The organism is Bacteroides acidifaciens (genome assembly GCF_903181435.1).
In the GTDB taxonomy this organism is placed as follows: Bacteria; Bacteroidota; Bacteroidia; order Bacteroidales; family Bacteroidaceae; genus Bacteroides.
In genome coordinates this window covers 592031-614277 of record NZ_CAEUHO010000004.1, presented here as the reverse complement: position 1 = coordinate 614277, position 22247 = coordinate 592031, and the positions used below count along the sequence as shown (strand labels likewise).

At 37.8% G+C, this 22247-nt stretch carries 19 protein-coding genes, 1 tRNA gene and 1 pseudogene; 15 read left to right on the top strand and 6 right to left on the bottom strand.

From position 1 onward, the window contains the following. Positions 1–170: 170 nt before the first annotated feature. From CLIN57ABFB40_RS14480 to CLIN57ABFB40_RS14450, 7 genes are all read left to right on the top strand, one after another. Positions 171–1868, top strand: a complete 1698-nt coding sequence (locus CLIN57ABFB40_RS14480) for a tetratricopeptide repeat protein (protein WP_175630750.1) — start codon at positions 171–173, stop codon at positions 1866–1868. Between the two features lie 161 nt (positions 1869–2029). Continuing rightward, complete coding sequence (locus tag CLIN57ABFB40_RS14475; protein WP_175630749.1) at positions 2030–2398, top strand: DUF3244 domain-containing protein; 369 nt, start codon at positions 2030–2032, stop codon at positions 2396–2398. Positions 2399–2464: 66 nt separating this feature from the next. Beyond that, positions 2465–5566 (top strand): hypothetical protein, encoded by a 3102-nt coding sequence (locus tag CLIN57ABFB40_RS14470; RefSeq protein ID WP_175630748.1) that lies wholly within the window; start codon positions 2465–2467, stop codon positions 5564–5566. Positions 5567–5571: 5 nt separating this feature from the next. After that, on the top strand, positions 5572–6144 hold the full coding sequence (locus CLIN57ABFB40_RS14465) for a hypothetical protein (protein ID WP_175630747.1): 573 nt from the start codon (positions 5572–5574) through the stop codon (positions 6142–6144). Between the two features lie 10 nt (positions 6145–6154). After that, complete coding sequence (locus CLIN57ABFB40_RS14460; RefSeq protein ID WP_147403124.1) at positions 6155–6487, top strand: hypothetical protein; 333 nt, start codon at positions 6155–6157, stop codon at positions 6485–6487. Positions 6488–6530: 43 nt separating this feature from the next. Continuing rightward, on the top strand, positions 6531–7616 hold the full coding sequence (locus tag CLIN57ABFB40_RS14455; protein ID WP_175630746.1) for a M12 family metallopeptidase: 1086 nt from the start codon (positions 6531–6533) through the stop codon (positions 7614–7616). 122 nt (positions 7617–7738) lie between these two features. Next, the gene (locus CLIN57ABFB40_RS14450) at positions 7739–8467 is read left to right on the top strand and encodes a hypothetical protein (protein ID WP_175630745.1); all 729 of its coding nucleotides are present in this window, start codon (positions 7739–7741) and stop codon (positions 8465–8467) included. Positions 8468–8709: 242 nt separating this feature from the next. On the opposite strand, the pseudogene CLIN57ABFB40_RS20360 reads toward CLIN57ABFB40_RS14450, so the two are convergent. Beyond that, positions 8710–8847: pseudogene (locus CLIN57ABFB40_RS20360) on the bottom strand (acyloxyacyl hydrolase); the annotation flags it as partial. 736 nt (positions 8848–9583) lie between these two features. Between CLIN57ABFB40_RS20360 and CLIN57ABFB40_RS20355 the strand changes: the two are divergent. From CLIN57ABFB40_RS20355 to gyrB, 6 genes are all read left to right on the top strand, one after another. Beyond that, positions 9584–9766 (top strand): AAA family ATPase, encoded by a 183-nt coding sequence (locus CLIN57ABFB40_RS20355; RefSeq protein ID WP_254871787.1) that lies wholly within the window; start codon positions 9584–9586, stop codon positions 9764–9766. A 38-nt stretch (positions 9767–9804) separates the two neighbouring features. After that, positions 9805–10290, top strand: coding sequence for an AAA family ATPase (locus CLIN57ABFB40_RS20350; RefSeq protein ID WP_410489609.1), 486 nt, complete (start codon positions 9805–9807; stop codon positions 10288–10290). Further along, positions 10287–10787 carry a PD-(D/E)XK nuclease domain-containing protein gene (locus tag CLIN57ABFB40_RS20345; RefSeq protein WP_254871786.1) on the top strand — a complete coding sequence of 167 codons (501 nt, stop codon included), beginning with the start codon at positions 10287–10289 and terminating at the stop codon, positions 10785–10787. The genes CLIN57ABFB40_RS20350 and CLIN57ABFB40_RS20345 overlap by 4 nt, the downstream gene beginning before the upstream one ends. A gap of 284 nt (positions 10788–11071) precedes the next feature. Next, positions 11072–11143 (top strand) — tRNA-Glu (locus CLIN57ABFB40_RS14440). A gap of 42 nt (positions 11144–11185) precedes the next feature. Next, complete coding sequence (rpsT, locus tag CLIN57ABFB40_RS14435) at positions 11186–11440, top strand: 30S ribosomal protein S20 (RefSeq protein ID WP_175630744.1); 255 nt, start codon at positions 11186–11188, stop codon at positions 11438–11440. Positions 11441–11638: 198 nt separating this feature from the next. Continuing rightward, positions 11639–13597: a DNA topoisomerase (ATP-hydrolyzing) subunit B gene (gyrB, locus tag CLIN57ABFB40_RS14430; RefSeq protein ID WP_175630743.1), complete on the top strand. Its 1959-nt coding sequence runs from the start codon at positions 11639–11641 to the stop codon at positions 13595–13597. Positions 13598–14018: 421 nt separating this feature from the next. Here gyrB and CLIN57ABFB40_RS14425 read toward each other — a convergent pair whose 3' ends face one another. From CLIN57ABFB40_RS14425 to gpmI, 3 genes are read right to left on the bottom strand one after another with little or no spacing between them, the layout of a single operon-like run. Next, positions 14019–14600 carry a DUF3109 family protein gene (locus CLIN57ABFB40_RS14425; RefSeq protein WP_175630742.1) on the bottom strand — a complete coding sequence of 194 codons (582 nt, stop codon included), beginning with the start codon at positions 14598–14600 and terminating at the stop codon, positions 14019–14021. 49 nt (positions 14601–14649) lie between these two features. Continuing rightward, on the bottom strand, positions 14650–15015 hold the full coding sequence (locus CLIN57ABFB40_RS14420) for a four helix bundle protein (protein ID WP_175630741.1): 366 nt from the start codon (positions 15013–15015) through the stop codon (positions 14650–14652). 22 nt (positions 15016–15037) lie between these two features. Further along, on the bottom strand, positions 15038–16552 hold the full coding sequence (gene gpmI / locus CLIN57ABFB40_RS14415) for a 2,3-bisphosphoglycerate-independent phosphoglycerate mutase (RefSeq protein ID WP_175630740.1): 1515 nt from the start codon (positions 16550–16552) through the stop codon (positions 15038–15040). 159 nt (positions 16553–16711) lie between these two features. Here gpmI and CLIN57ABFB40_RS14410 point away from each other — a divergent pair, with 159 nt between their 5' ends. Together CLIN57ABFB40_RS14410 and CLIN57ABFB40_RS14405 are read left to right on the top strand one after the other, a co-directional pair. Further along, positions 16712–18613 (top strand): TlpA family protein disulfide reductase, encoded by a 1902-nt coding sequence (locus tag CLIN57ABFB40_RS14410; protein WP_175630739.1) that lies wholly within the window; start codon positions 16712–16714, stop codon positions 18611–18613. Positions 18614–18859: 246 nt separating this feature from the next. Next, a complete protein-coding gene (locus CLIN57ABFB40_RS14405) occupies positions 18860–19789 on the top strand; it encodes a magnesium transporter CorA family protein (protein WP_175630738.1) in 930 nt (309 codons plus the stop codon). A 113-nt stretch (positions 19790–19902) separates the two neighbouring features. Here CLIN57ABFB40_RS14405 and CLIN57ABFB40_RS14400 read toward each other — a convergent pair whose 3' ends face one another. Both CLIN57ABFB40_RS14400 and CLIN57ABFB40_RS14395 read right to left on the bottom strand, forming a co-directional pair. Continuing rightward, positions 19903–21441: a DUF5723 family protein gene (locus CLIN57ABFB40_RS14400; RefSeq protein ID WP_175630737.1), complete on the bottom strand. Its 1539-nt coding sequence runs from the start codon at positions 21439–21441 to the stop codon at positions 19903–19905. 180 nt (positions 21442–21621) lie between these two features. Further along, on the bottom strand, positions 21622–22224 hold the full coding sequence (locus CLIN57ABFB40_RS14395; protein ID WP_175630736.1) for a ribonuclease HII: 603 nt from the start codon (positions 22222–22224) through the stop codon (positions 21622–21624). Positions 22225–22247: the final 23 nt, after the last annotated feature.

Sequence of the window (22247 nt, the reverse complement as noted above, 5' to 3'; positions counted from 1 at the left end):
GTTTGTTTTGTTTGTGTTAAGTGCATCCATTCCAAGCGAGGAATTGGATGCACTGCTTATTTATAGATAACTGAAATGATAAATATAAATAATTTTTCAAGAATAATCCTCTGTGTCAATAACATCATACAGAAAAAAGGCTACTTTTACAAATAAAATAATACAAACTAATGAGAAAGCTTATCTATATACTACTGTTCATATCTACATTTCTGGTATCAGGATGCAATAGACAACCATCCGATTCTGATAAACAGCTAGATAAAATTGAGAAAATCATTGAAGCGAATCCTGACAGTGCATCGAATATTCTAAAAGGTATACCATCGCCTGAGGAACTGGATAACAGAACGTTTGCACGCTGGTGCATGTTGTCCGGCAAAGTAACAGATAAAATCTTCAATGACCTTTTACCTACTTATCAGTTTGAAAGGGCTTATGACTGGTATTCGTCACATGGTACTCCCAACGAACAAGCACAAATCTTAATTTATCTCGGTCGCTCCTATTTTGCTGATGGAGATTATGATAAAGCAATGTCTATTTATACCAACGCCTTAGATATTGCTGAAAAACATAAGCTCAATAATCTCACCGGATATACCTATAGCTATATAGGCGATTTATATAGGGAAAAATTCATGTTTACAGAAGCCATTAAAAGATATAAGGCTGCCGCCGAATGCTTCAAAAAAGAAAACAATATTGATAGTTATGCCTGTGCTTTAAGAGACGTGGGACGTGAATATGCATGCATAGACTCGTTATCACGCGCTTTAAAAATTCTAACTATAGCTGATTCTGTTGCACGTAATACTAAAAATACAGAAGTAACCGCATCAATAAATAATACTCTAGGAAACATCTATGCAATGCAGAATAAATACGATGAAGCTGAAGAATACTTTCTCAAAGCATTGGCAGGAAGAGAAACAATGCCCGATTATATGGCACTGATAGACTTATATATCGCATCGGGGGCTATTAACAAAGCAAAAGAGCTACTATCCAAAATACCACAAGATAATCCAAAGTATACATACAGCATTAAATATTTATACTACCAAATCTATAATGAAGAAAAGAATTATAAAGAAGCTCTTACTAATCTGAAAGAATACGTCGAAATAACTGATTCAATCATATATGCTGATAACCAATCTAAGATATTGAACATAGAGTCCAAATATAATCATTTAAAAATCAGCAAAGAAATAGATAGATTAAAGATTAAACAGCAAAGCTACATTATAGTTTTAGTTATATGTATTGGAATACTACTACTAATAATAATAGGATATCTACTATATCGAAAGAAAGTAAAAGAGAAAATCCAAAGACAACAAGAAGAGTTGAACCGAATAAAGGCAGATTTGCTTTATGTTTCCTTAGAACTGGAAAAGAAAAAAAGATTATTAGATACATTCAAAGAGAAAAATGAAAACTATAATAAAATGCAGGAAGAAATAAGTATCCTAACCACCAACTATAAACAATTGCAAAGTAAAATTCTAGAGAATTCACCTTTACATAAAGAACTAATACATCTAGCCAACCAAAATAAGCCTAGAAATAACAAGCCATTAATAACAGAAAAACATTGGAAACTTATTGCAGATGAAATAACACATATCTACCCAAATCTTCATAAATATATATACAGTCTATGCCCAGCTTTATCAGAACAAGATTTTCTATATTGCTGTTTATATATATCAGGGTTTGACACTAACACAGAAGCAAAGTTACTAAACATTACAGTTGACTCAGTAAGAAAAAAAAGACTCAGACTTAGACAAAAACTGAATATAATATTACCAGATAATAATGCTACATTATATGAGTATTTAATTGAAAACATGCACTAATATCCTCTTTTCAGGAAGAAATAATCAGCAGCATAAAAGGATGTCCACGCAAAACACCATAAGCAGCTGATTATCAAGCGCCATTTGTCCACGCTGAAAAATTTCTTTTATTTGCATTCCCTCTCATTTCTCTATAAATTTGCAAAAAAACAATTAAAGATATGAGAAAACTAAGCATTTTACTATTATTAATTGGCATTCCATTCATGATAATAGAAGCCAATAGTCTATCAACACAAAGAACTAAAATTATAAGATGGCATAAATGCCAAAAAACACCTAATTCTATCCCAATAGAAGCTATCCAAGACGAGCACTCTATTGAAGTCCGTTTCCTTGAAAACATCAATGGCCAAGTCACTTTCCAAGTAAAGGATCAGCAGGGAAATATTATCTTCCAAGATGTGTTATTGGCTCCTAATGAGCAAGAAACTTACAAGATTAATTTAGAAGACTACCAAACCGGTCATTATGAACTTCTTTATATAGAAGAAAACATGACTCTCATTGGAGAGTTTGATATCGAATAGCTGATATTTCAAATATTGCACAGAGGACGTTAACACATACAGTTCAACCTTAATCAAAATTGAATTATGAGAAAAATTATTATCCGTTACGGGATTATTCTCCTATTAATTATAACCAGCGTTGCTCGCGCATATGGACAAGCTGTGGAAGAAAATGAAAAAGTACGCACTTTCCTTGATAACATGTTCGGAACTTTAGATAAATCGAAAGTTCCACACGGTTTGTTACGTGACTTCGCTTTTGAACTGGTAGACATGGATCGTTTCGACGGTTCCAGTTTGACCGAAACAAATAGCATAGATAGGCAGACTTATGAAATGTTACTCCGCACAATCAGATCCTCTGCTGTTACCATAAAACCCTTTGAAGACGTTGGAAACATATTGGTTAAACAGAATAGCGCCAGCAGCAGTCCTAGCACATTAACGATAAGTGCTTTAGCCTATCAATATTCAGTAATCAAAGCTAATGCACTTACAGATAATCTCATCCAATATAATGATGGAAAAGTAAGTGATAATTACAAGAATGGCACATGGCAAAACCCTTATGAAACTCGATATGTAGTTGGATTTTGCGGTCAAGATAGCATCCTGACTTCATCATCGGTATCATTTAAATTAGATCCAAATTGTTGGTTCACTAATCTTTCTTGCAGAACAATAGAAATTGATACCGGCAGTGGTTATAGATCAATCAATATAGGTAGTGCAATCACAGAAAATTATACAACTGATGGAACTAAAGATATCAAGCTAAGAATAACCCTAACAAACGGTAAGCAATTACTATCACATACTAAAATACAGGTTATCGGTAACACACTTACTAGGTCTTTGGCAAACGACTACTATCTTAATTATCCTCAAGCAATAATAACCGGTGAACCGTACAGAGGCTTGAAAACTAAAGCAGAAGTATTTGTTGCCTATGCTCCATCCAATCACACAGGACGAATTAAAAAACCTTTTATTGTTGTTGAAGGTTTTGATCCCCGCACAAGAAAGAAAGATGGTACAGTCATCAATAAAGGAAGTACCACAATGGCTAGCTTCTATAACAACTGTATCAGAGATCAAGGCATATATTGCCCTGATTTATATCTTAATTATGATATTGTTTACGTAGATTGGGACTACAGCGAAGAGTATATTCAGGCAAACGCAAATACCCTCATAAAGGTAATTCAATGGGTTAATGCTCAAAAAGATAACCAAGAAGATATAGCAACAAATGTAATACTAGGACAAAGCATGGGAGGAGTGATAGCGAGGTATGCTTTGAGAAAAATGGAGGATGCTGGTATGGAACATCAAGTATCTCTTTATATTAGCCATGACGCCCCACACTTGGGAGCCAATGTACCTCTGGGGGCCCTCTATGCTTTGTATGGCCTGAGCTCATTTCTAGAAAACAAAAAAACGATAGGACATTTTGCTGATAAATATGCCGATAGTGGAACATTGCTTACAGCTATTGAAAAGATAGCTCATAGCCATGCTGCAAAACAACTGCTAGTTAATTATGTTGATTATGGAGGAGAATTAAATAATTCAGAGCATTATATATGGCAAAACGAATTAGCAACATTAGGCTTTCCACGAGGTGATAATGGGCGTGAATTCAGAATGCTGGCTATAGCTAACGGAAGCTATTTCGTAAACACATTACCAACATCATATTTAAAAGTTGATTTTTCAGCATCTTCTGACTTAATCGGTCTCATTCCCTTAGTCAGATGGTTGACTAGTCCCGTTTTAGCATGGGGATTAAACGATATATGGGTTGGGCTTCTAAACCTTGTTCCCGGAAAAACTACAATTAAAGGTTTGGTAGAAATAAATCCGGGAACTTCATTAGGTGGAAAAGTTACCGATATTCATTTGAGATATATCAAGAAGTGTTTATGGCTAGTCGATGTAGGACATACCATATTCTCTTATGCAGCCCACATGAATAGCAATTTGCTTTATGATACTTATCCTAGTTCATACTACGATTTAGCAGAAGCAAAAAAAAAGATAGAAGGAAACCAAGAGGACGGCATCCCTATTGTAGGCAAATATGACTATAATGTATCAATGTGGAATTCAATTCCGTTTATACCAACATCCAGTGCTTTATGCGTTGGACATGGACAGCAGAATCCGACCCCCAATATGTTCCTCCAAAGTCCTGACATCGACAACAGCCCTTTTGGCGCAAATATATACAAGTTTGCAGGTCTGTCAAGTAAACACATTGATTTACCTCCACTAGTACTTGAATGGCTCAACGCCCAATTAGACTTTGGTATAATAGGACCTAAACAGGGTTTTAACGGCTCTCGATATATCGTAAACAGCAAGAATATATATAATATTGAGTGGAGTACAAATAATCCGGACATAGCAACAATAGATCAAAGCGGGATTCTTACAGTAACCGGCAATGGTATCGTACGTATCACTGCCAAAGGAGGAAACTCATTAGAATCCAGCATCGAAGTCATGGTGGGTACTCCGAGATTTGTCTTGGAAGATGCAATTAGAAAGCCCGGATTTTACGAAATAAAATCAAAATGTATTGATTCGCAATATGCAGAATTCTTGAATAAATACAAGAATGTTCTGCTGTACAAATGGGGAATTAAAACAAACGACCAACCGTTAGTTTGGTTTACATCCGAATCAGCGGAACTTCATATAAGCACTCTGGAAGATAATGACAACACAACTGTTTATTTAAAAATCATAGATTCCGAAGGTAATGAGAGTGCTCCGCTATTTGTTAGAATTTCCGGACAGGATATCTATGATTTAACTTATAAGACATTAGTCTTTAATAAAGACGGGCGTTTGTTTAATGACAAAGGCATAGAGTTATTTTATGATTTTGTGACCATGCCTTTAAAATATAGAGACGAGACTTATGATGAGTTCTCTAATGCTGAATGGAGTCCTGTTGCCGCAATTGTCATAAATGATGAGAATGTGCCGAGAGGAATTCCGTGGAAAAGAAAAGGGTATATACGTGACATAATACCACCATCTGAAAAAGAACGCATTCTTTCATCTCCAGACGGGAAGGTTATGATTTACAAATTGCAGCTTCTTAACTTCGATGGTGAAATCGTACAACAAACACCTTTTACAATAATGTATAAGTCTAACTATCCTAATAATTAAAAGACATGAAATACATAAACAAAATTATCTGCTCAATAATTATTACATCTGCTTCTATTTTATTATACGGATGCAAAAAAGATGGAGCTTTGCGATTTTGGCATAAGTTTGAATGCACTATTAACAATATTCCATATTTCGATAACCCGGAGGTATTTCTGCCGTGGCAGAGTTATACGCCCAATATGGATTATTACTCAAATTACGATGGGAGCAGTCAATTAATTTTTTATTCGTCTTTAGTACCTAAAGATGATACAAAAGAATGGCCCCAATATGATGTCAGATGCACTATCTGGAATTTTACACCAGATATGATTAACAAAAAACTTACATTTTCCATTCCTTCAGAAACAGAAGATATATTCCTACATAGGACATCTTATTTAGAAATTACAAATATGCAAACTTGGAACACCTGTTTTGGCGAGGGGTATATGATAATATCTTCTTATGATGAAACGCAGAATGAGATGTTCGGCAAACTAAGAGCTGAAACAAAAGACATCGGTGATAATGCATGCAAGCCATTAATTTTAGAAGGAAACTTCCAAGTTATAGTAGAAAAACACCAATAAATTCATTATTATGAAAAAAATAATTCAAACATTAATGTTTATCATATTGATTGCGTCATGCGCAGACAATGATATCTTGCCAGACAAACCGTTTAATGGCAATGCAGCGGAAGTCGATTCAACTAAAACCGTTGGTGAACTCCCGGAAGATAGTTTAAATATAAAATATATGATGCAAACAAATTCAGATTTGATTATATCAGATAGAATCATCTATAAAAACTCAATTTATGTTTTGGATTTATCACTTGAAGAAGCAAAGCAATTATCAATATCTGATAAAATGTATCAGAAGTATGTTGAAATTGTCTCAAACATGAACAAGGATAATAAAGAACACTAACAAATATCATTCTCTATATTATCAACATTTAAATTTTATAGATATGAAAAACATCAAATTTTATCTGCAAGCCATTGTGGTTATCGGGCTAATCTCTTCTTGTAGTGATGACACGTACACTACAACTGAACAAAAAAATGCTGGCAATGAACCAAAAGCCATTTATGAAACTGTATACACACAACAACAATTGGCTAATTGGGAAAAAACAGGAAGTCCGTATTTGGAGAATGAATTAGACAATTCTTCTAATACTCTTATTGACCCCACACTTGCTTCTACAGCCGGAGTGTTTAAACCATTATTACCAGAATCACAAACAAGAGGATTCGGCGTGAATCCTCAACAAAATCGTTTTTGGACCATGATAAGACTAATTATAGGAAATATTGAAGATTATGATGAAGCGCCATTACGTTCTTGTGTAATCAAAGCTATATCAGAAATTGAAAAACAAACAAATATAAGGTTTTATAATGCCATTGACGATCCTGTAACGGATCCAAACTATGGATTTACATATCCTAACGTCCGGATACAAATGGCCCCACTAGGACAATTCGGCTCATCTTATGTGGGACGTATAGGAGGAGAGCAATATATAAATATATCTTGGGATATGAAAAACAATTTCAATGATTATACAATTGACGGTGTTGTGGGCTTTGTCAAACATGCATTATGTAATGCCGCTGGTATGTATAATGAGCAACAAAGGTATGACAGAGATACTTATATTAATATTTACACAAATAATATTCAATCAGCTAATAGATTCCATTTCGACAAGATTACTCAAAATTATTATGCACGTGGTTCATTTGACTGGAACTCAATCACTTTAGCCAGTTCTTATGATTTTAGTGCCAATGGAGCTAAAACCATCACAGATAAAAGCGATAATGAACTTCCAGTTAATACAGAGTTATCTGATTTAGACCGAATGTTCATCAACTATTTTTATTTACCATATAAAGCTCGAACAGACGTTTACAGAGAATTGGACGATGTCGTATTTGATGGAAATAACAGGCAACTTACTCCTTCAGAAATCCAAGAGCTTGAAAGATATTTGAATAATGGTGCATATAAGCCGTCAACAGGGGGAATGTCACAAAAACCCTGGTAATTTATATAATGAGAATGATATTTACAGGAGAGCACATTGAAAAATATTCTACTAATATCTATTCTTTGCGCTGTTTTCATGAAACGAAACAATCAAATTAATTTCACATAAAAGAATTAAATATGAAAAGAATTTCATTTTTGCTGCTTGTTGTTGCAGCGATGACAACTTTTAGTTGTACAGACAGGTATGAGGATGTGGAAATACACAAATCTGTGATCCCTCACACACTTGCAGAAGATTTACGCATTGTGAATAAGTTTATGACAATTGATACGGTCAACTATTCATATTATGCAACAATAACCGACAGCATTATTCAAGCTGAAGGAATCTCAAAAGACAATCTCGTACCGATATTTGAAAATCTTGATGAGTTAAATAAGAAGATAAAAGAAAGCATTCGTAAGGGAGAGATTACTACCTTGTTGCTTTCTACAGAAAAGGAGTTTAAATCCTATACTATCGGTAATAGTAATGAGTTTTCTTTTAAGGATGAAAAAGCATCAAACAACAGTTTCATTACTACCCGTGGCTATCCTTCACTGTCGTTTTACGGAGGAAACTGGAGCATTTCCGATGTCTCTTTCGAAGCGACAGACAAGGTTACGAGCTTATTTTCAGTCGATTACTGTAGTGGCTACTGGCAGGCATCATTTACTTGCTATACAGGAACTTCTTCTTATGGCAACACATTTACGATGTATAGCTCAAGCATTACTCACGGAAATGTCAATCGCTATTGGTGGATTACTAACGGGGAACAATCATCGTATTCCTGGAATTTCTCTGCTAATGGGCCGGTAGGTGGTGAAGCGTCTGGATTAGTGCGCTTTACAGATACTTATTAACAGATAGACGAAACACTAATAATTTATAAGTTTTGAGTCTTCAAACAGCCCTTAACAAGTAATCTCAAAAAGCATAGCTTTATGAGAGCTAAAGCATAGCTTTGCAAATTGTAAAGCTATGCTTTAGCCACATTAATAGTTGGTTCTCCTATAAATCCATTCAACAAAAGCAAGTTTACCATCCCCTCTTTGGACAACTTTATCTATAATGAAGAATAACTTTTGTGTTACCATAAAAGTCTGTTTAGATAATGCGTATTTCCGTTGGAAAAATTAATAAAATCCACACCTGCCTCCAGCTTCCATTACGAATGAAGTTGCCAATTCAAGAAAAATTCGAAATTGATGTATGCATTGATTTCAGAGCCTATGACCATGTTCTTTTAGTTGCATAGTTCGTCACATTTCTTCTAGCTGAAAGACACAAAGCATAGATAACAAAAGCACCTGTCGGTGCTCATATGTACCAACAAAAACGCCGTCTATCAATCCCAATATAATTTGTTTATACACTCTCATTAGTCAATTTAACAAATGGCACAAAAATGAGAGCAAACTATGCCAAATCAAGGCACGAAATAAGAAAATCCTGATATTTCAATAATGTACTCTAATGAGATAATTTATTAGCTCAACAGTTGATAGGGTGAGCCACTTGCTCAACTGATATTGGTTATGAATTAAACAATTGCCCCTTATTGATCTCTATTAGGCATCCTTTTATAACTGATTCACTATTTAGACTTATTTCATTCGCTACTTTTATTTCGTTCCACTATAGTGTATTTTGCGTCCCACTATAGTATACCTTTCGTTTAACTATAGTTATCTTTACGTTCCACTATAGTGCTCCGCAAAAAGAATAAGTAATGAAGCTAATCTGATTAGGCAAAATAAGAAATAAAAATAGTATTTGACTCCTTTCCGTAAGGTTATATTCATTTCACGTACCGTTATGAGCGAGCCAAATCCGTAAAGAACAAGAATAAATATCCCTTTAATTGCTGAATCGAAGAAAATAAACTATTTTTGTTTTCAACTATAAAAATAGAGTGGTTATGGATACAGCAATAAAGAAAATACCTTATGGAATGACGGACTTTGAGTCTATCATCTGTGATAACTATTACAGATGTAGACAAAACATATTTTATTGCCTTGGTAGAAAATACAAGTCGTTTTTTCTTCTTCGTCCGTCCCCGCCGTTTCGGGAAAAGTCTATTTCTGAATATGCTCGGCCTATATTACGATATCAATAAAAAGATAAATTCGAAGATATCTTCGGTGGATTATATATAGGCAAGCACCCTACGCCCAACCGTAATAAACATCTGGTCTTGACACTCAATTTCAGCAGTGTAACCGCCAATATGGAGCGGCTGGAAGAGACATTCAACACCTATTGCAAAATAGTAATGGATGGATTTGCAGAAAGAAACGCTCATCTGTTAGGCCAGGAAGCTGTCGAGAAACTACGTGGATTAAATACGGGAGCCGCCTTGTTGGGATCATTATGCCAAAGCGCACAAAATAAGGGATACAAAATGTACCTTATTCTTAATGAGTATGACAATTTTGCCAACAATATTCTGGTAGATTATGGGAACGAACGTTACCACAGTATCACGCACGGAAACGGATTTTTCCGCGGATTCCTGAAAGTAGTGAAAGACTATTCAAACTCTGTAATCGAACGTATTTTCCTTACCGGAGTCAGTCCCGTAACCATGGACGATCTTACCAGCGGATTCAATATTGCAGATAATTATAGTAGTAATTCCGCATTCAATAACATGATAGGATTCAATGAGATGGATACATGATCGACATCTATCAGCAAGCAACGAAGCTCAGCCTGAATGTGGATAAGCTGAACTTCCTTATGTACGACATGGCCTACGAAGGCAATTGGGAGCCTTATTTCAAGTATATTGCCGACCGGTTGGACAATCAAAGCAGTATATGCGAATTTATCGAAGGAGAAGCACACATAAAAGCTTTCATACTCGCTTATCTGGGACTGAACAGCTATTATATCGCCCGCCCCGAATATGAAAGCAACAAAGGATATACAGATATCTTTCCGCAACCTCGTTTGTTGCAGCTTCCCGACATGATGTACAGTTATTGCATCGAAGTAAAATATGCCAAACGTGATGCTGACGATGCAGAAATAGAAAGATTGGCGGCTGATGCCAAGAGGTTACTAAAACAGTATGCAGCAAGTGAATGGATTCTGCAAGATAAAGAGAGCACAGGACTGAAAAGTATCGTATTAGTGTTTAAAGGCTGGAAACTGCTAAAAGTAGAAGAAGTATGAACAGTATCATGAAGCTTTTTCATTCTCTATATATAATAAGGTATATATGAAAACATGTCCGCCAGCTTTCTTACAGAAGAGAGAAAATTTTTCACCCATGAGTTTTTCATTTATTTTGCTGAATATCAACACATAGCAAGATATCAATAGAAGAAAAGTGAAATTTTCTTCTATTTTTTTTCGAGAATTGTTTGTCAGTTTAAAAAAAGTTCCTACCTTTGCATCCGCAATCGAGAAACAAACACTGATTCGAGAAAGCAAAAGCAGAAATGCAACAACAGGATGGCCCGTTCGTCTATCGGTTAGGACGCAAGATTTTCATTCTTGAAAGGGGGGTTCGATTCCCCCACGGGCTACAAGTAAAAAGAATAAAAGAACTAAAAAACAGATTAGTCGAGATGGCAAATCATAAATCATCACTGAAAAGAATCAGACAAGAAGAGACAAGAAGACTTCACAACAGATACTATGGTAAGACCATGAGAAATGCTGTTAGAAAGCTTCGCGCAACTACTGATAAAACAGAAGCAGTTGCAATGTATCCGGGCATTTCAAAGATGTTGGATAAGTTAGCTAAAACAAATGTGATTCACAAGAATAAAGCTAATAATCTGAAATCTAAGTTGGCTCTTTACATCAACAAGCTTGCTTAATAATAAGAATTTAACGATTCTACATAGCATCAGGCTGAACTTTAAACGTTCGGCCTTTTTTGTTTATAAACACTTGAATATCAACTCCGCCAAGCAAGCAGAGAATCCGCTTACATTCTTTATTTTTCACGGTTTATTCTTCGCCAAGTCGACAAAATTCACTATATTTGCTCTGTTATTAAAGTTAGAAAGGCAATTATGAGCGAAGAACAAATCACTCCCAATAACGGGTCTTATTCTGCGGATAGCATCCAAGTATTGGAAGGTCTTGAAGCAGTAAGAAAACGCCCTGCGATGTACATCGGTGACATCAGCATAAAGGGACTTCACCACCTGGTATACGAAATCGTTGATAACTCTATCGACGAAGCACTGGCCGGCTATTGCAGCCATATCGAAGTGACTATCAACGAAGACAATTCAATCACAGTACAGGACAACGGACGTGGTATTCCGGTTGACTATCACGAAAAAGAGAAGAAGTCGGCATTGGAAGTAGCCATGACCGTTTTACACGCCGGAGGTAAGTTCGACAAAGGTTCTTACAAAGTATCCGGAGGTTTGCACGGTGTGGGTATGTCCTGTGTGAACGCACTGTCTACCCACATGACAACGCAAGTATTCCGTAACGGTAAAATCTACCAGCAGGAGTACGAGATAGGTAAACCGCTTTATTCTGTAAAGGAAGTTGGTACATCCGACATCACAGGAACACGCCAACAATTCTGGCCGGACGGCAGTATCTTTACAGAAACTGTATATGATTACAAGATTTTAGCTTCACGCCTGCGTGAACTGGCTTATCTGAACGCTGGTCTGCGCATTTCTTTGACCGACCGCCGGGTAGTAAATGAGGACGGCAGCTTCAAAAGCGAGCAGTTCTATTCAGAAGAGGGTTTGAGAGAATTCGTACGTTTCATTGAGTCTTCACGCGAACACTTGATTAACGACGTTATCTACTTGAATTCAGAGAAGCAGGGAATTCCTATCGAAGTAGCTATCATGTACAATACTGGGTTCTCTGAAAACGTTCACTCGTACGTTAATAATATCAACACTATCGAGGGTGGTACTCATCTGGCCGGCTTCCGTCGTGCACTGACCCGTACACTGAAGAAATATGCTGAAGACAGCAAGATGTTGGAAAAGGTGAAGGTGGACATCTCGGGAGATGACTTCCGTGAAGGTCTGACCGCCGTTATTTCTGTAAAAGTAGCTGAGCCTCAGTTCGAAGGACAGACCAAGACGAAGTTGGGCAACAACGAAGTAATGGGTGCTGTAGACCAAGCAGTAGGTGAAGTTTTAGCATATTATCTGGAAGAGCATCCGAAGGAAGCGAAAACAATCGTTGACAAAGTGATTCTGGCTGCTACCGCACGTCACGCTGCAAGAAAAGCCCGTGAGATGGTACAACGCAAGTCTCCGATGTCAGGCGGTGGTCTGCCGGGCAAATTGGCGGACTGTTCGGATAAGGACGCGACTAAATGCGAATTATTTCTTGTCGAGGGTGATTCGGCAGGTGGTACTGCCAAACAGGGACGTAACCGTATGTTCCAGGCTATTCTTCCGCTGCGTGGTAAGATTCTGAACGTAGAAAAAGCAATGTACCACAAAGCTTTGGAAAGTGATGAAATCCGCAATATCTACACAGCTCTAGGCGTTACTATCGGAACTGATGAGGACAGTAAGGAAGCGAATATCGAGAAATTGCGTTACCACAAGATTATCATCATGACCGATGCCGATGTCGATGGTTCTCACATCGACACGCTGATCATGACGTTCTTCTTCCGCTATATGCCGCAGATTATCCAAAACGGCTACCTGTACATCGCTACTCCGCCACTCTATCTTTGCAAGAAAGGTAAAATAGAAGAGTATTGCTGGACAGACGCACAACGCCAGAAGTTTATCGATACATATGGTGGCGGTTCGGAAAACGCAATCCACACACAACGTTACAAAGGTTTGGGTGAAATGAATGCCCAGCAATTGTGGGAAACGACTATGGATCCCGAAAACCGTATGCTGAAACAGGTAAATATCGACAACGCAGCAGAGGCCGACTATGTATTCTCCATGTTAATGGGTGAAGACGTAGGACCACGCCGCGAATTTATTGAAGAGAATGCAACGTATGCAAATATCGATGCATAATTTTAATATTACGTTTTTATAAACCAACCTCACATCTTACAACGAGGAAACGCCGATGGCGAAGGACAATCCTTCGATCGGCGTTTTTCTTTTGTCTGACGGGAATTAAACAGCATTTTGAGCCTATTTATACACTCTTCCCTTAATAAAACCTAACAACAGAATCAATTTCCGGGCAAAATGACTATCTTGCATAAAAGCCAAATACAACAGCAACTATGAAATTGAAAACTACGCTTCCTAATCCCTTACTTGCAAAGATGAGATTGTTTCTTATTGTTCTGACTTCCTGCGTTATCGCCACCTGTATTTTCCTGATTATTATCCATCCGGAAGCATGGGTTGCACCGTCATGCGGAATAGCAATTGCTCTGTGTATATTGCTATATCAGGTATATTGCATCCGTAAGAGACGAAAATCCTAGATGAGATGTTGCTTCCTCAGTTCTTCGGCAACGACTTCAAGTTCTTTGTACCATTCTTCACCGAACTTACGGATTAAAGGCTCCTTCAAAAATTGATATACAGGAAGATTCTCTTTTTTCCCTAACAAAACTGCTGCCTTACATACGTCCCAACGATGATAATTCACCGCTTTATAAGGTCCGTAGTCTCCAATCCGGATAGGATAAAGATGACAGGAAACCGGTTTGTAAAAGTCTGTTTTCCCTTCGCGATAAGCCTTCTCAATAGCACAGTAACAGCATCCTTTTTCATCATAACAAGTAAAGACGCAATCCTTATTATTTACAATCGAGGTTACTAAATCACCTTCTTCGTCTGTATATACCACTCCTTGCTTTTCTATTATCGCACGAGCTTCCGGCGCCAGTTCATCCCAAATGACCGGCAACACTTCTTCCAGTTTCTCCACCTCTTCCAATTCTACGGGTGCACCTGCATCACCCTCAATGCAACATTCACCTTTACAAGCATCCAGGTTACAAAGAAACTTTTCCTGAAAAACATCAAGAGACACTACTACATCACCAATCTGTATCATTTTATAAATTGAAAATTGAGAATTAAAAATTGAGAAATAAATGTTTGAGTTATCTATTAAGTGAATCTTTCATAGACTTTACAATAGAAACTAAAAGTGCAATCAATTCATTGCAATCTGAAGAAATAGATTGATAGACTATTTCTTCCATATAATGAGTATCTTTCAATAAAGATAACCAATAAGACGTTTCATTTGCTTCTTTCAAAGCGACATTCATTTTGTTTAAGAAATCCGCACTACTTTGTGCATGATGAGCTTCAGCAACTAAAGCTCCAATAGCAGTTCCACTGCGCAATAACTGTTTTGATAAAACAAATTCTTTTTCAGATTCCATTAAAAACTTGTATGCGTTTACTATACGAATAGCAAACGCATACGATTTAGTATGAATAGCATTATCCTTTGCTATCATTTTAATTTTTAATTCTCAATTTTCAGTTTATCAGAACGTTACCATCCATTTCAGCCGGAACTTCCAGACCCATAATCTTCAAGATAGTCGGAGCAACGTCAGCCAAACGACCATCCTCTACTTTCGCAGTTTTGTTTTCTGTTACGTAGACACAAGGAACAGGGTTCAGAGAGTGAGCAGTGTTCGGTGTACCGTCTTCGTTCAAAGCATGGTCAGCGTTACCGTGGTCGGCAATAATGATTGCTTCGTAATCCTGTGCTTTGGCAGCTTCGATTACATCCTTCACGCAAGCATCTACAGCAACAACTGCTTTCTCGATAGCTTCGTAAATACCGGTATGGCCTACCATATCACCGTTAGCGAAGTTCACTACAATGAAATCATATTTATTTTCGTTGATAGCAGCCACCAATTTATCTTTTACTTCATAAGCGCTCATTTCTGGTTTCAAATCGTAAGTAGCCACTTTCGGAGAAGGAACGAGGATACGTTCTTCCTTGTCAAACGGAGTTTCGCGTCCACCGTTGAAGAAGAATGTCACGTGAGCATACTTTTCAGTTTCAGCGATATGAAGCTGGCTCTTGCCGTTCACAGAAAGATATTCACCCAGTGTATTAGCAACATTTTCTTTATCGAACAGGATATGAACACCCTTGAAAGAAGCATCGTACGGAGTCATGCAGTAATATTGCAACCCCGGAATTGTATGCATACCAGCTTCCGGCATATCTTGTTGAGTCAGCACAACGGTCAACTCTTTCGCACGGTCGTTACGGTAATTGAAGAAGATAACGACATCGCCTTCCTTGATTGTTCCGTCAACGTTCGCATTTACAATCGGCTTGATAAATTCGTCTGTTACGCCTTCGTCATATGATTCCTGCATTGCCTGAACCATGTCGGCAGCTTTCTTTCCTTCACCGTTTACCAACAGGTCATATGCTTCTTTCACACGTTCCCAACGTTTGTCACGGTCCATAGCATAGTAACGGCCGATGATAGAAGCAATCTTTCCGGCTGATTTCTCGCAGTGTGCAGAAAGTTCTTCGATAAAGCCTTTACCACTCTTCGGGTCGGTGTCACGACCATCCATGAAGCAGTGGATGAATGTATTGTCGATATTGTATTCTTTAGCGATGTCGCAAAGTTTGAAGAGGTGAACGAGTGAGCTGTGTACGCCACCGTTGGAAGTCAATCCCATGAAGTGAACGCTCTTTCCGTTTTCTTTTGCATAAGAGAAAGCTGAAACGATTTCAGGATTCTTCAAGATACTGTTGTCCGCACATGCACGATTGATTTTCACCAAATCCTGATAAACCACGCGTCCGGCACCAATATTCAAGTGACCTACCTCAGAGTTACCCATCTGTCCATCGGGCAAGCCAACGTTTTCACCGCTTGCCTGAAGCTGAGAATGAGGATAAGTAGTTGTCAGATAATCCCAGTAAGGAGTGGGAGTGTTGAAGATTACGTCGTCTTTCTTTTGGTCGCCTAATCCCCAACCATCGAGGATCATTAAAAGGGCTTTCTTACTCATAATATTTCAATATTTAAATTATCACTCTGATTTTCGGGCGCAAAGGTACGAAAAAGATAGTTATGTAAACGTTTAATCTATGTTAAGTTACAGTAGCCGGGCGAAGGAAGTCTCAAACATTTTCCTTTCTTTGTAAAACAACCTCCAAACATGAAGATTATGAGAACAATCCTGGTAAGTTTTGCATTGCTATTATCTGCCGTTTCAACAGCACAGACCATTAATAGTTCTCCTGTTCAAGAAACCGCCAATTCCCATCTCACGAGTGAAACCTCTCCTCTCCAATCAATCAGAGGAAACTGGTTCAGAGCGGACAATCCTAACCAATGGGAATATGGCATTTATGATTCCATATCCATCATACAGAACCGGATATTTACTAATAGAAGCATACGCAAGCAAGACGATTGCATCGAATTGACTGTACAAAACAAGAAAAATACCGCAATAGAAACATTACGGTTCACCCCTCAAGCAAACGGAGATTATCTGATTAAATTTAAAGAGGGTAACGAACTGCTATATACCAAAGAGGCAGTCAACGAACCTCTAACAACAACTGAAGCGGATTTCAAAGAATTTATACGCAAAGATACCGCTTACCTGCAAGGCTATATAGACCGATATAATCCCGAAACAGCCAGTACCACCCTGTTAATGGGCAATGAACTGACAAGTGAAAGCCACCCTACAGTAGTCAACATTAATCCTGACGGCAGCTTTGAATGCAAACTTATACTTAATTACCCGATAGAAAATCTCCTATCGCTAGGGAACCATTATATTTCATTTTATATAGAACCCGGACAGACATTATCCATATATGTTGACAATGAGGGCAGTTATGATAACATCAAAATGATGGGACCTTCCGCCGCTCTTTCTCAAATGTATGACAAGCTGAATGATTTAATAAGATACGATAATGACGTGTACACAAAGGCAAAAAATGGATTTTCGCCTGACTTGTTTAAGCTGGAAATACAAACGGAGTCTATCCGGCTCAACCAGCTTGGCGATTCATTAGCACAAATCTATGCTACATCCTCCAAAGCTGTCCATTTGATAAAAAACAAGTTAGCGCTGGAAAAAGGCAAGATTCTTTTAAATTTCATGGCATATAGGAGTCTTTTTGCAGAACGGGATACTGCCAATCAGGCATTGAAGATGAAAGTGGGAAATAATTATTATGATTTTCTGAAAGATATTTCTTTGAACGACGAATCACTGCTTGCAGACAAAGGATATAGAGAGTTTATCAATCGGTTTGAATTCATGCCGCTTCTAAGAGAAATTCAGAGCGATGCTTATGAAAAGAAGTTTCTCTCTCCTTCTACAAGCAAAGAGACAGTAAATGTTTCGGGCAGAAAGCAGGATATACAAGCACTCGACAAAACCAAAGAATATCTGGTGAAAGGAGATTCAGTAATCAGACAGTTAAGCGGCCAGGCAAATAGCTTTCTTTGGCAGACTACTCTTGTACGCCGTTTACAATTCGATTTAAAGGCATATAATACCTTCTCCGTAGCAAAGAAGCATATAAATATTTTGAATAAATACCTTACCTATCCTATCTTGGTTGCTGAAACAAATCGTATATTCGACACCGTCTTTTCAAAGAAAGCTGATAAAACCTATCAGTTGCCGGAAGGGAAAGCCACTGAAATCTTCCGGAATATCATCAAGGCACATTCCGGCAAGATGCTGTTTATTGACTTTTGGGCTACAAGTTGCGGCGGATGCCGGCAAGGTATCGAAGCTACCGCGCAATTACGTAAAGACTACAAGAACCATCCCGAATTCCAGTTCATCTATATCACGGACGAACGTTCATCCCCGAAGAAAACATACGATGAATATGTAGCAAAGAATCTGAAAGGAGAAGTTTCATACCGGATCAGTGAGAGCGAATTCGAATATCTCCGCGAATTATTCAAGTTCAACGGTATCCCCCATTATGAATTGATACAAAAGAATGGTAGTGTGACTGTTAATTCTCCGACAGCATGGGAACTTGAGGAGTATATCCTGAAACACTTCAAGAAATCCAATGAATTGTGAGATATGAATGAATTATAAGATATGACAGAAAAATCCTAGCTTGTATTGAAAGAAAGCATAAAAAAATGACGCAAAGCAAGTAATCGGTTAGATTTTGCCTACCTTTGCACCGCTTTTAAATTAAATCATAGAAATATGGACGATTCAAACCCGCGAACGTGCACAACTAGTATTAATTAAAGCGAACAGAGTCATTGAAAGCTTAATGTCTCTGCTCGTGCTAAATAAACGAAAGGAGACAATAAGATGAGAACATATCTTTATTGTGAGGCAGGCTTTGTGGAAAAGACACAATGGCTTCCCAACAGTTGGGTAAACGTAGTATGCCCAAACGATGATGACTTTGAATTTCTGACCAAAACGCTCAATGTTCCCGAATCATTTTTCGATGACATAGCCGATACGGACGAACGGCCGCGCACGGATACAGAAGGTAACTGGCTGCTTACTATTCTACGTATTCCCGTGCAGAACAAACAGAACGGCAGTCTGCCTTTCGGAACTGTACCGATTGGTATTATCACCAATAATGAAATTATCATATCCGTATGTTATCACAACACTGACTTACTGCCGGATTTTATCGAACATACCCGCAGAAAGGGAATTGTTGTCCGTAATAAGCTTGATTTGATATTCCGGCTTATCTACTCTTCCGCCGTATGGTTCCTGAAATATCTGAAACAAATCAATCTGGATATCAGTGCCGCAGAAAAGGAACTGGAGCGCAGTATCCGTAACGAAGACTTGCTCCGCCTGATGAGATTACAAAAAACACTGGTTTACTTCAACACTTCCATTCGTGGAAACGAAGTAATGATAGGTAAACTAAAAACGATTTTCCAGGATACGGATTATCTGGATACGGAATTAGTGGAAGACGTTATTATCGAATTGAAACAGGCGCTTAATACGGTAAATATTTACAGCGACATTCTCACGGGAACAATGGATGCTTTCGCCTCCATTATCTCGAATAATGTGAATACAATCATGAAACGCATGACAAGTTTGTCGATAGTCCTGATGCTTCCGACATTGATTGCCAGCTTCTATGGCATGAATGTGGATATTCATTTGGAAGAGGTGCCTTTCGCTTTCTCTCTGATTGTACTCTTCTCCATCGGATTGTCTACAATGGCGTTCGTGATATTCAGGAAGATTAAATGGTTCTGATATAAAAAAACAGCCTGTCATCTAATCACAGATAACAGGCTGAAATTATACGTTTTTACTTCGATAGAGAATTAATTAAAAGAGAATGTTTAGAGAGAGAAATTAAATTCTATTTATCCTTGTTTGTTTACTTTTTTTCCACCCAATGGGATAGAGACTCCAACGAATCCGTTAACAGAGTTAGAGTTCTTTCCTAAGAACATATAGTCAGTTCCAACAAATAACGGGCCTAATTTCAGACCTAAACCGAAAGATTTACCTGCTGACTGAATTACTGAGTAACTAAGAGCGACGTTAAACCAGTTTTTCGGACGATAGTTTGCAGAGAATGTTAATTCAGTAAGTGCATCGGGTTGTACAAAACGAGTTGTGGACAATGCACCAACTGCCAGTTTGTTATTGAAGAAACCGTATTCTGCACCTATTACTAATGTAGAAGCCAAGCGAGATTTGCGAGATTCTTTTACGTCACTTACTTGAAGTTGCAACATATCATAGTTAAGTACATCACCTTTTGTTACGAGCTCCATATAGTCCTCAGTATCAGCATTCAATTGATTTAATGCTTTTGTAATACTAGTCTGCGGGGCATTGGGGTTAATCATATCTGCATACTTTTTACCCTGTATATCAATAGGATCTGGATTAGCAGATGCAAGCTTTGTACTAGATTTCGACCAAGAGATAAATCCTAAATCAAGAATAGAAGCAGATACGGTCAAATTATCCATTATTTTATAAGATGCTCCCAAATCAATACCAAAACCATAACCAGCTATACCTAATTTACCACTGTCAAAATCAAAATCAGTAACATAGTCTTTATCTTCTTCTTTCAACTCCAAACCTTTAAAAGAACTTTTCAGTTCTGCACCAACATTCAGGTTTGCATGATAATTATTAAATTTAGCTTTCAACTTTTCAGCTTCTGCTGCCGCACCACTACCTAAACCTGTCCAATAATCCGGGTTTTGCCAATCTGCAATATCTTTATCAGTAGGCAAATTAGCACTCATGGCAATCTGATTAAGCTTCAACTCCATATTGCCGATACCTAATAAAGCTTTCACTCTAGCCCCCACCGTTAAACGACTGTTGATTTGACGTGAAAGTCCTAAACCGACTTCAGTATAAGCATTGATATTCAATTGTTGGTTACTTATGTCATAACTACTGTTTCTCCAGTTTTCTTCGATCGTCTCCATCTCATTCAGAAAGGTGAACATAGATTTTGTCAAGTTCGCACCAATATCCGTACGGAGACCAATATTAAATGACCAGAAGTTTTTACCTTTGTACCATCCGGCAGAAAGAATCTCTGTACTGAAGTTCACATTCAGTTTATTATTATCTTTCAGACGATTCATAAAGTCCGTACTTTTATAGAAATCATCCCCATTATCAATAATATCAATGATATCCTGATATCCTAATGAAGTAGACCCAACAGTCGCATTTACGGCACCAATTACCGGAAGGTTAAAATACCCTTTTGTCGGTGTCAAAGCCGGATTCAATTGTTGACGATAATGCGTACCTTCCATAAAATAAGAAGTACGTAAAAACTGTGCATTTGCAGAAAGAGCGCAAATCAACATGATAGAAAATACCCCAATAATTCTAAAAGAGCATAATAGCTTGTTTGTTGCCATGATTTTAAACTTTTTAATCCTTGTTATCGTTTGCAAATATATAGCATTTTAATAACAATTAAAAGCACTAAACAACACTTTTTCATCCCAAACAGAACAAAATCAGGGTTATATGTAACAAAATCGTGCTTATTCTGCAAAAAAATGTAGAAAATATAAGTTCAAAGAAAACAAATAGCACTAGAAACCTAAAGAAAGTTGCCCGTCTCCTAACAGATTAAATGTTAAACGATGATAAGGAGTTGTCCCACGTTCGGCAATGGCAGCACGGTGTTTCTTCGTTGGATAGCCTTTATTACGGTTCCAATCGTAAGATGGATATTCTTCGTGAAGACGATTCATATAGTCGTCTCTATAAGTTTTGGCCAAAATAGATGCGGCGGCTATTGAAAGATATTTTCCATCTCCCTTTATTACCGTGGTATGAGGAATATCGGGGTATTTATTGAAACGATTGCCATCAATTAGCAGATGCTGCGGACGGGTAGTCAGTTGGTCGACAGCACGGTGCATGGCCAGGAAAGAAGCACGCAGGATATTTATCTCATCTATCTCTTCCGGCGAAACGACACCAACCGCCCAGGCTATTGCTTCCTTTTCTATCACCTCACGCAATGCATAGCGTTGTTTTTCCGTCAGTTGCTTGGAGTCATTCAACAACTCATTCTTAAAGTCCTTCGGAAGAATCACGGCAGCAGCATAGACCGCACCTGCCAGACAACCACGACCTGCCTCATCACATCCCGCTTCAATCAGATTCTCATTCAAATAAGGTAATAGCATCTTTATCGTTTTTATTCAGTACA

Bases quoted from the DNA above. Each gene is read 5' to 3' on its own strand.
- CLIN57ABFB40_RS14395 (WP_175630736.1), bottom strand. From the start codon at position 22,224: ATGCTATTACCTTATTTGAATGAGAATCTGATTGAAGCGGGATGTGAT.
- rpsT (WP_175630744.1), top strand. From the start codon at position 11,186: ATGGCAAATCATAAATCATCACTGAAAAGAATCAGACAAGAAGAGACA.
- CLIN57ABFB40_RS14470 (WP_175630748.1), top strand. From the start codon at position 2,465: ATGAGAAAAATTATTATCCGTTACGGGATTATTCTCCTATTAATTATA.
- CLIN57ABFB40_RS14460 (WP_147403124.1), top strand. From the start codon at position 6,155: ATGAAAAAAATAATTCAAACATTAATGTTTATCATATTGATTGCGTCA.
- CLIN57ABFB40_RS14465 (WP_175630747.1), top strand. From the start codon at position 5,572: ATGAAATACATAAACAAAATTATCTGCTCAATAATTATTACATCTGCT.
- CLIN57ABFB40_RS14400 (WP_175630737.1), bottom strand. From the start codon at position 21,441: ATGGCAACAAACAAGCTATTATGCTCTTTTAGAATTATTGGGGTATTT.
- CLIN57ABFB40_RS14480 (WP_175630750.1), top strand. From the start codon at position 171: ATGAGAAAGCTTATCTATATACTACTGTTCATATCTACATTTCTGGTA.
- CLIN57ABFB40_RS14475 (WP_175630749.1), top strand. From the start codon at position 2,030: ATGAGAAAACTAAGCATTTTACTATTATTAATTGGCATTCCATTCATG.
- CLIN57ABFB40_RS14450 (WP_175630745.1), top strand. From the start codon at position 7,739: ATGAAAAGAATTTCATTTTTGCTGCTTGTTGTTGCAGCGATGACAACT.
- CLIN57ABFB40_RS20345 (WP_254871786.1), top strand. From the start codon at position 10,287: ATGATCGACATCTATCAGCAAGCAACGAAGCTCAGCCTGAATGTGGAT.
- gpmI (WP_175630740.1), bottom strand. From the start codon at position 16,552: ATGAGTAAGAAAGCCCTTTTAATGATCCTCGATGGTTGGGGATTAGGC.
- CLIN57ABFB40_RS14405 (WP_175630738.1), top strand. From the start codon at position 18,860: ATGAGAACATATCTTTATTGTGAGGCAGGCTTTGTGGAAAAGACACAA.
- gyrB (WP_175630743.1), top strand. From the start codon at position 11,639: ATGAGCGAAGAACAAATCACTCCCAATAACGGGTCTTATTCTGCGGAT.
- CLIN57ABFB40_RS14410 (WP_175630739.1), top strand. From the start codon at position 16,712: ATGAGAACAATCCTGGTAAGTTTTGCATTGCTATTATCTGCCGTTTCA.
- CLIN57ABFB40_RS14455 (WP_175630746.1), top strand. From the start codon at position 6,531: ATGAAAAACATCAAATTTTATCTGCAAGCCATTGTGGTTATCGGGCTA.
- CLIN57ABFB40_RS14425 (WP_175630742.1), bottom strand. From the start codon at position 14,600: ATGATACAGATTGGTGATGTAGTAGTGTCTCTTGATGTTTTTCAGGAA.
- CLIN57ABFB40_RS14420 (WP_175630741.1), bottom strand. From the start codon at position 15,015: ATGATAGCAAAGGATAATGCTATTCATACTAAATCGTATGCGTTTGCT.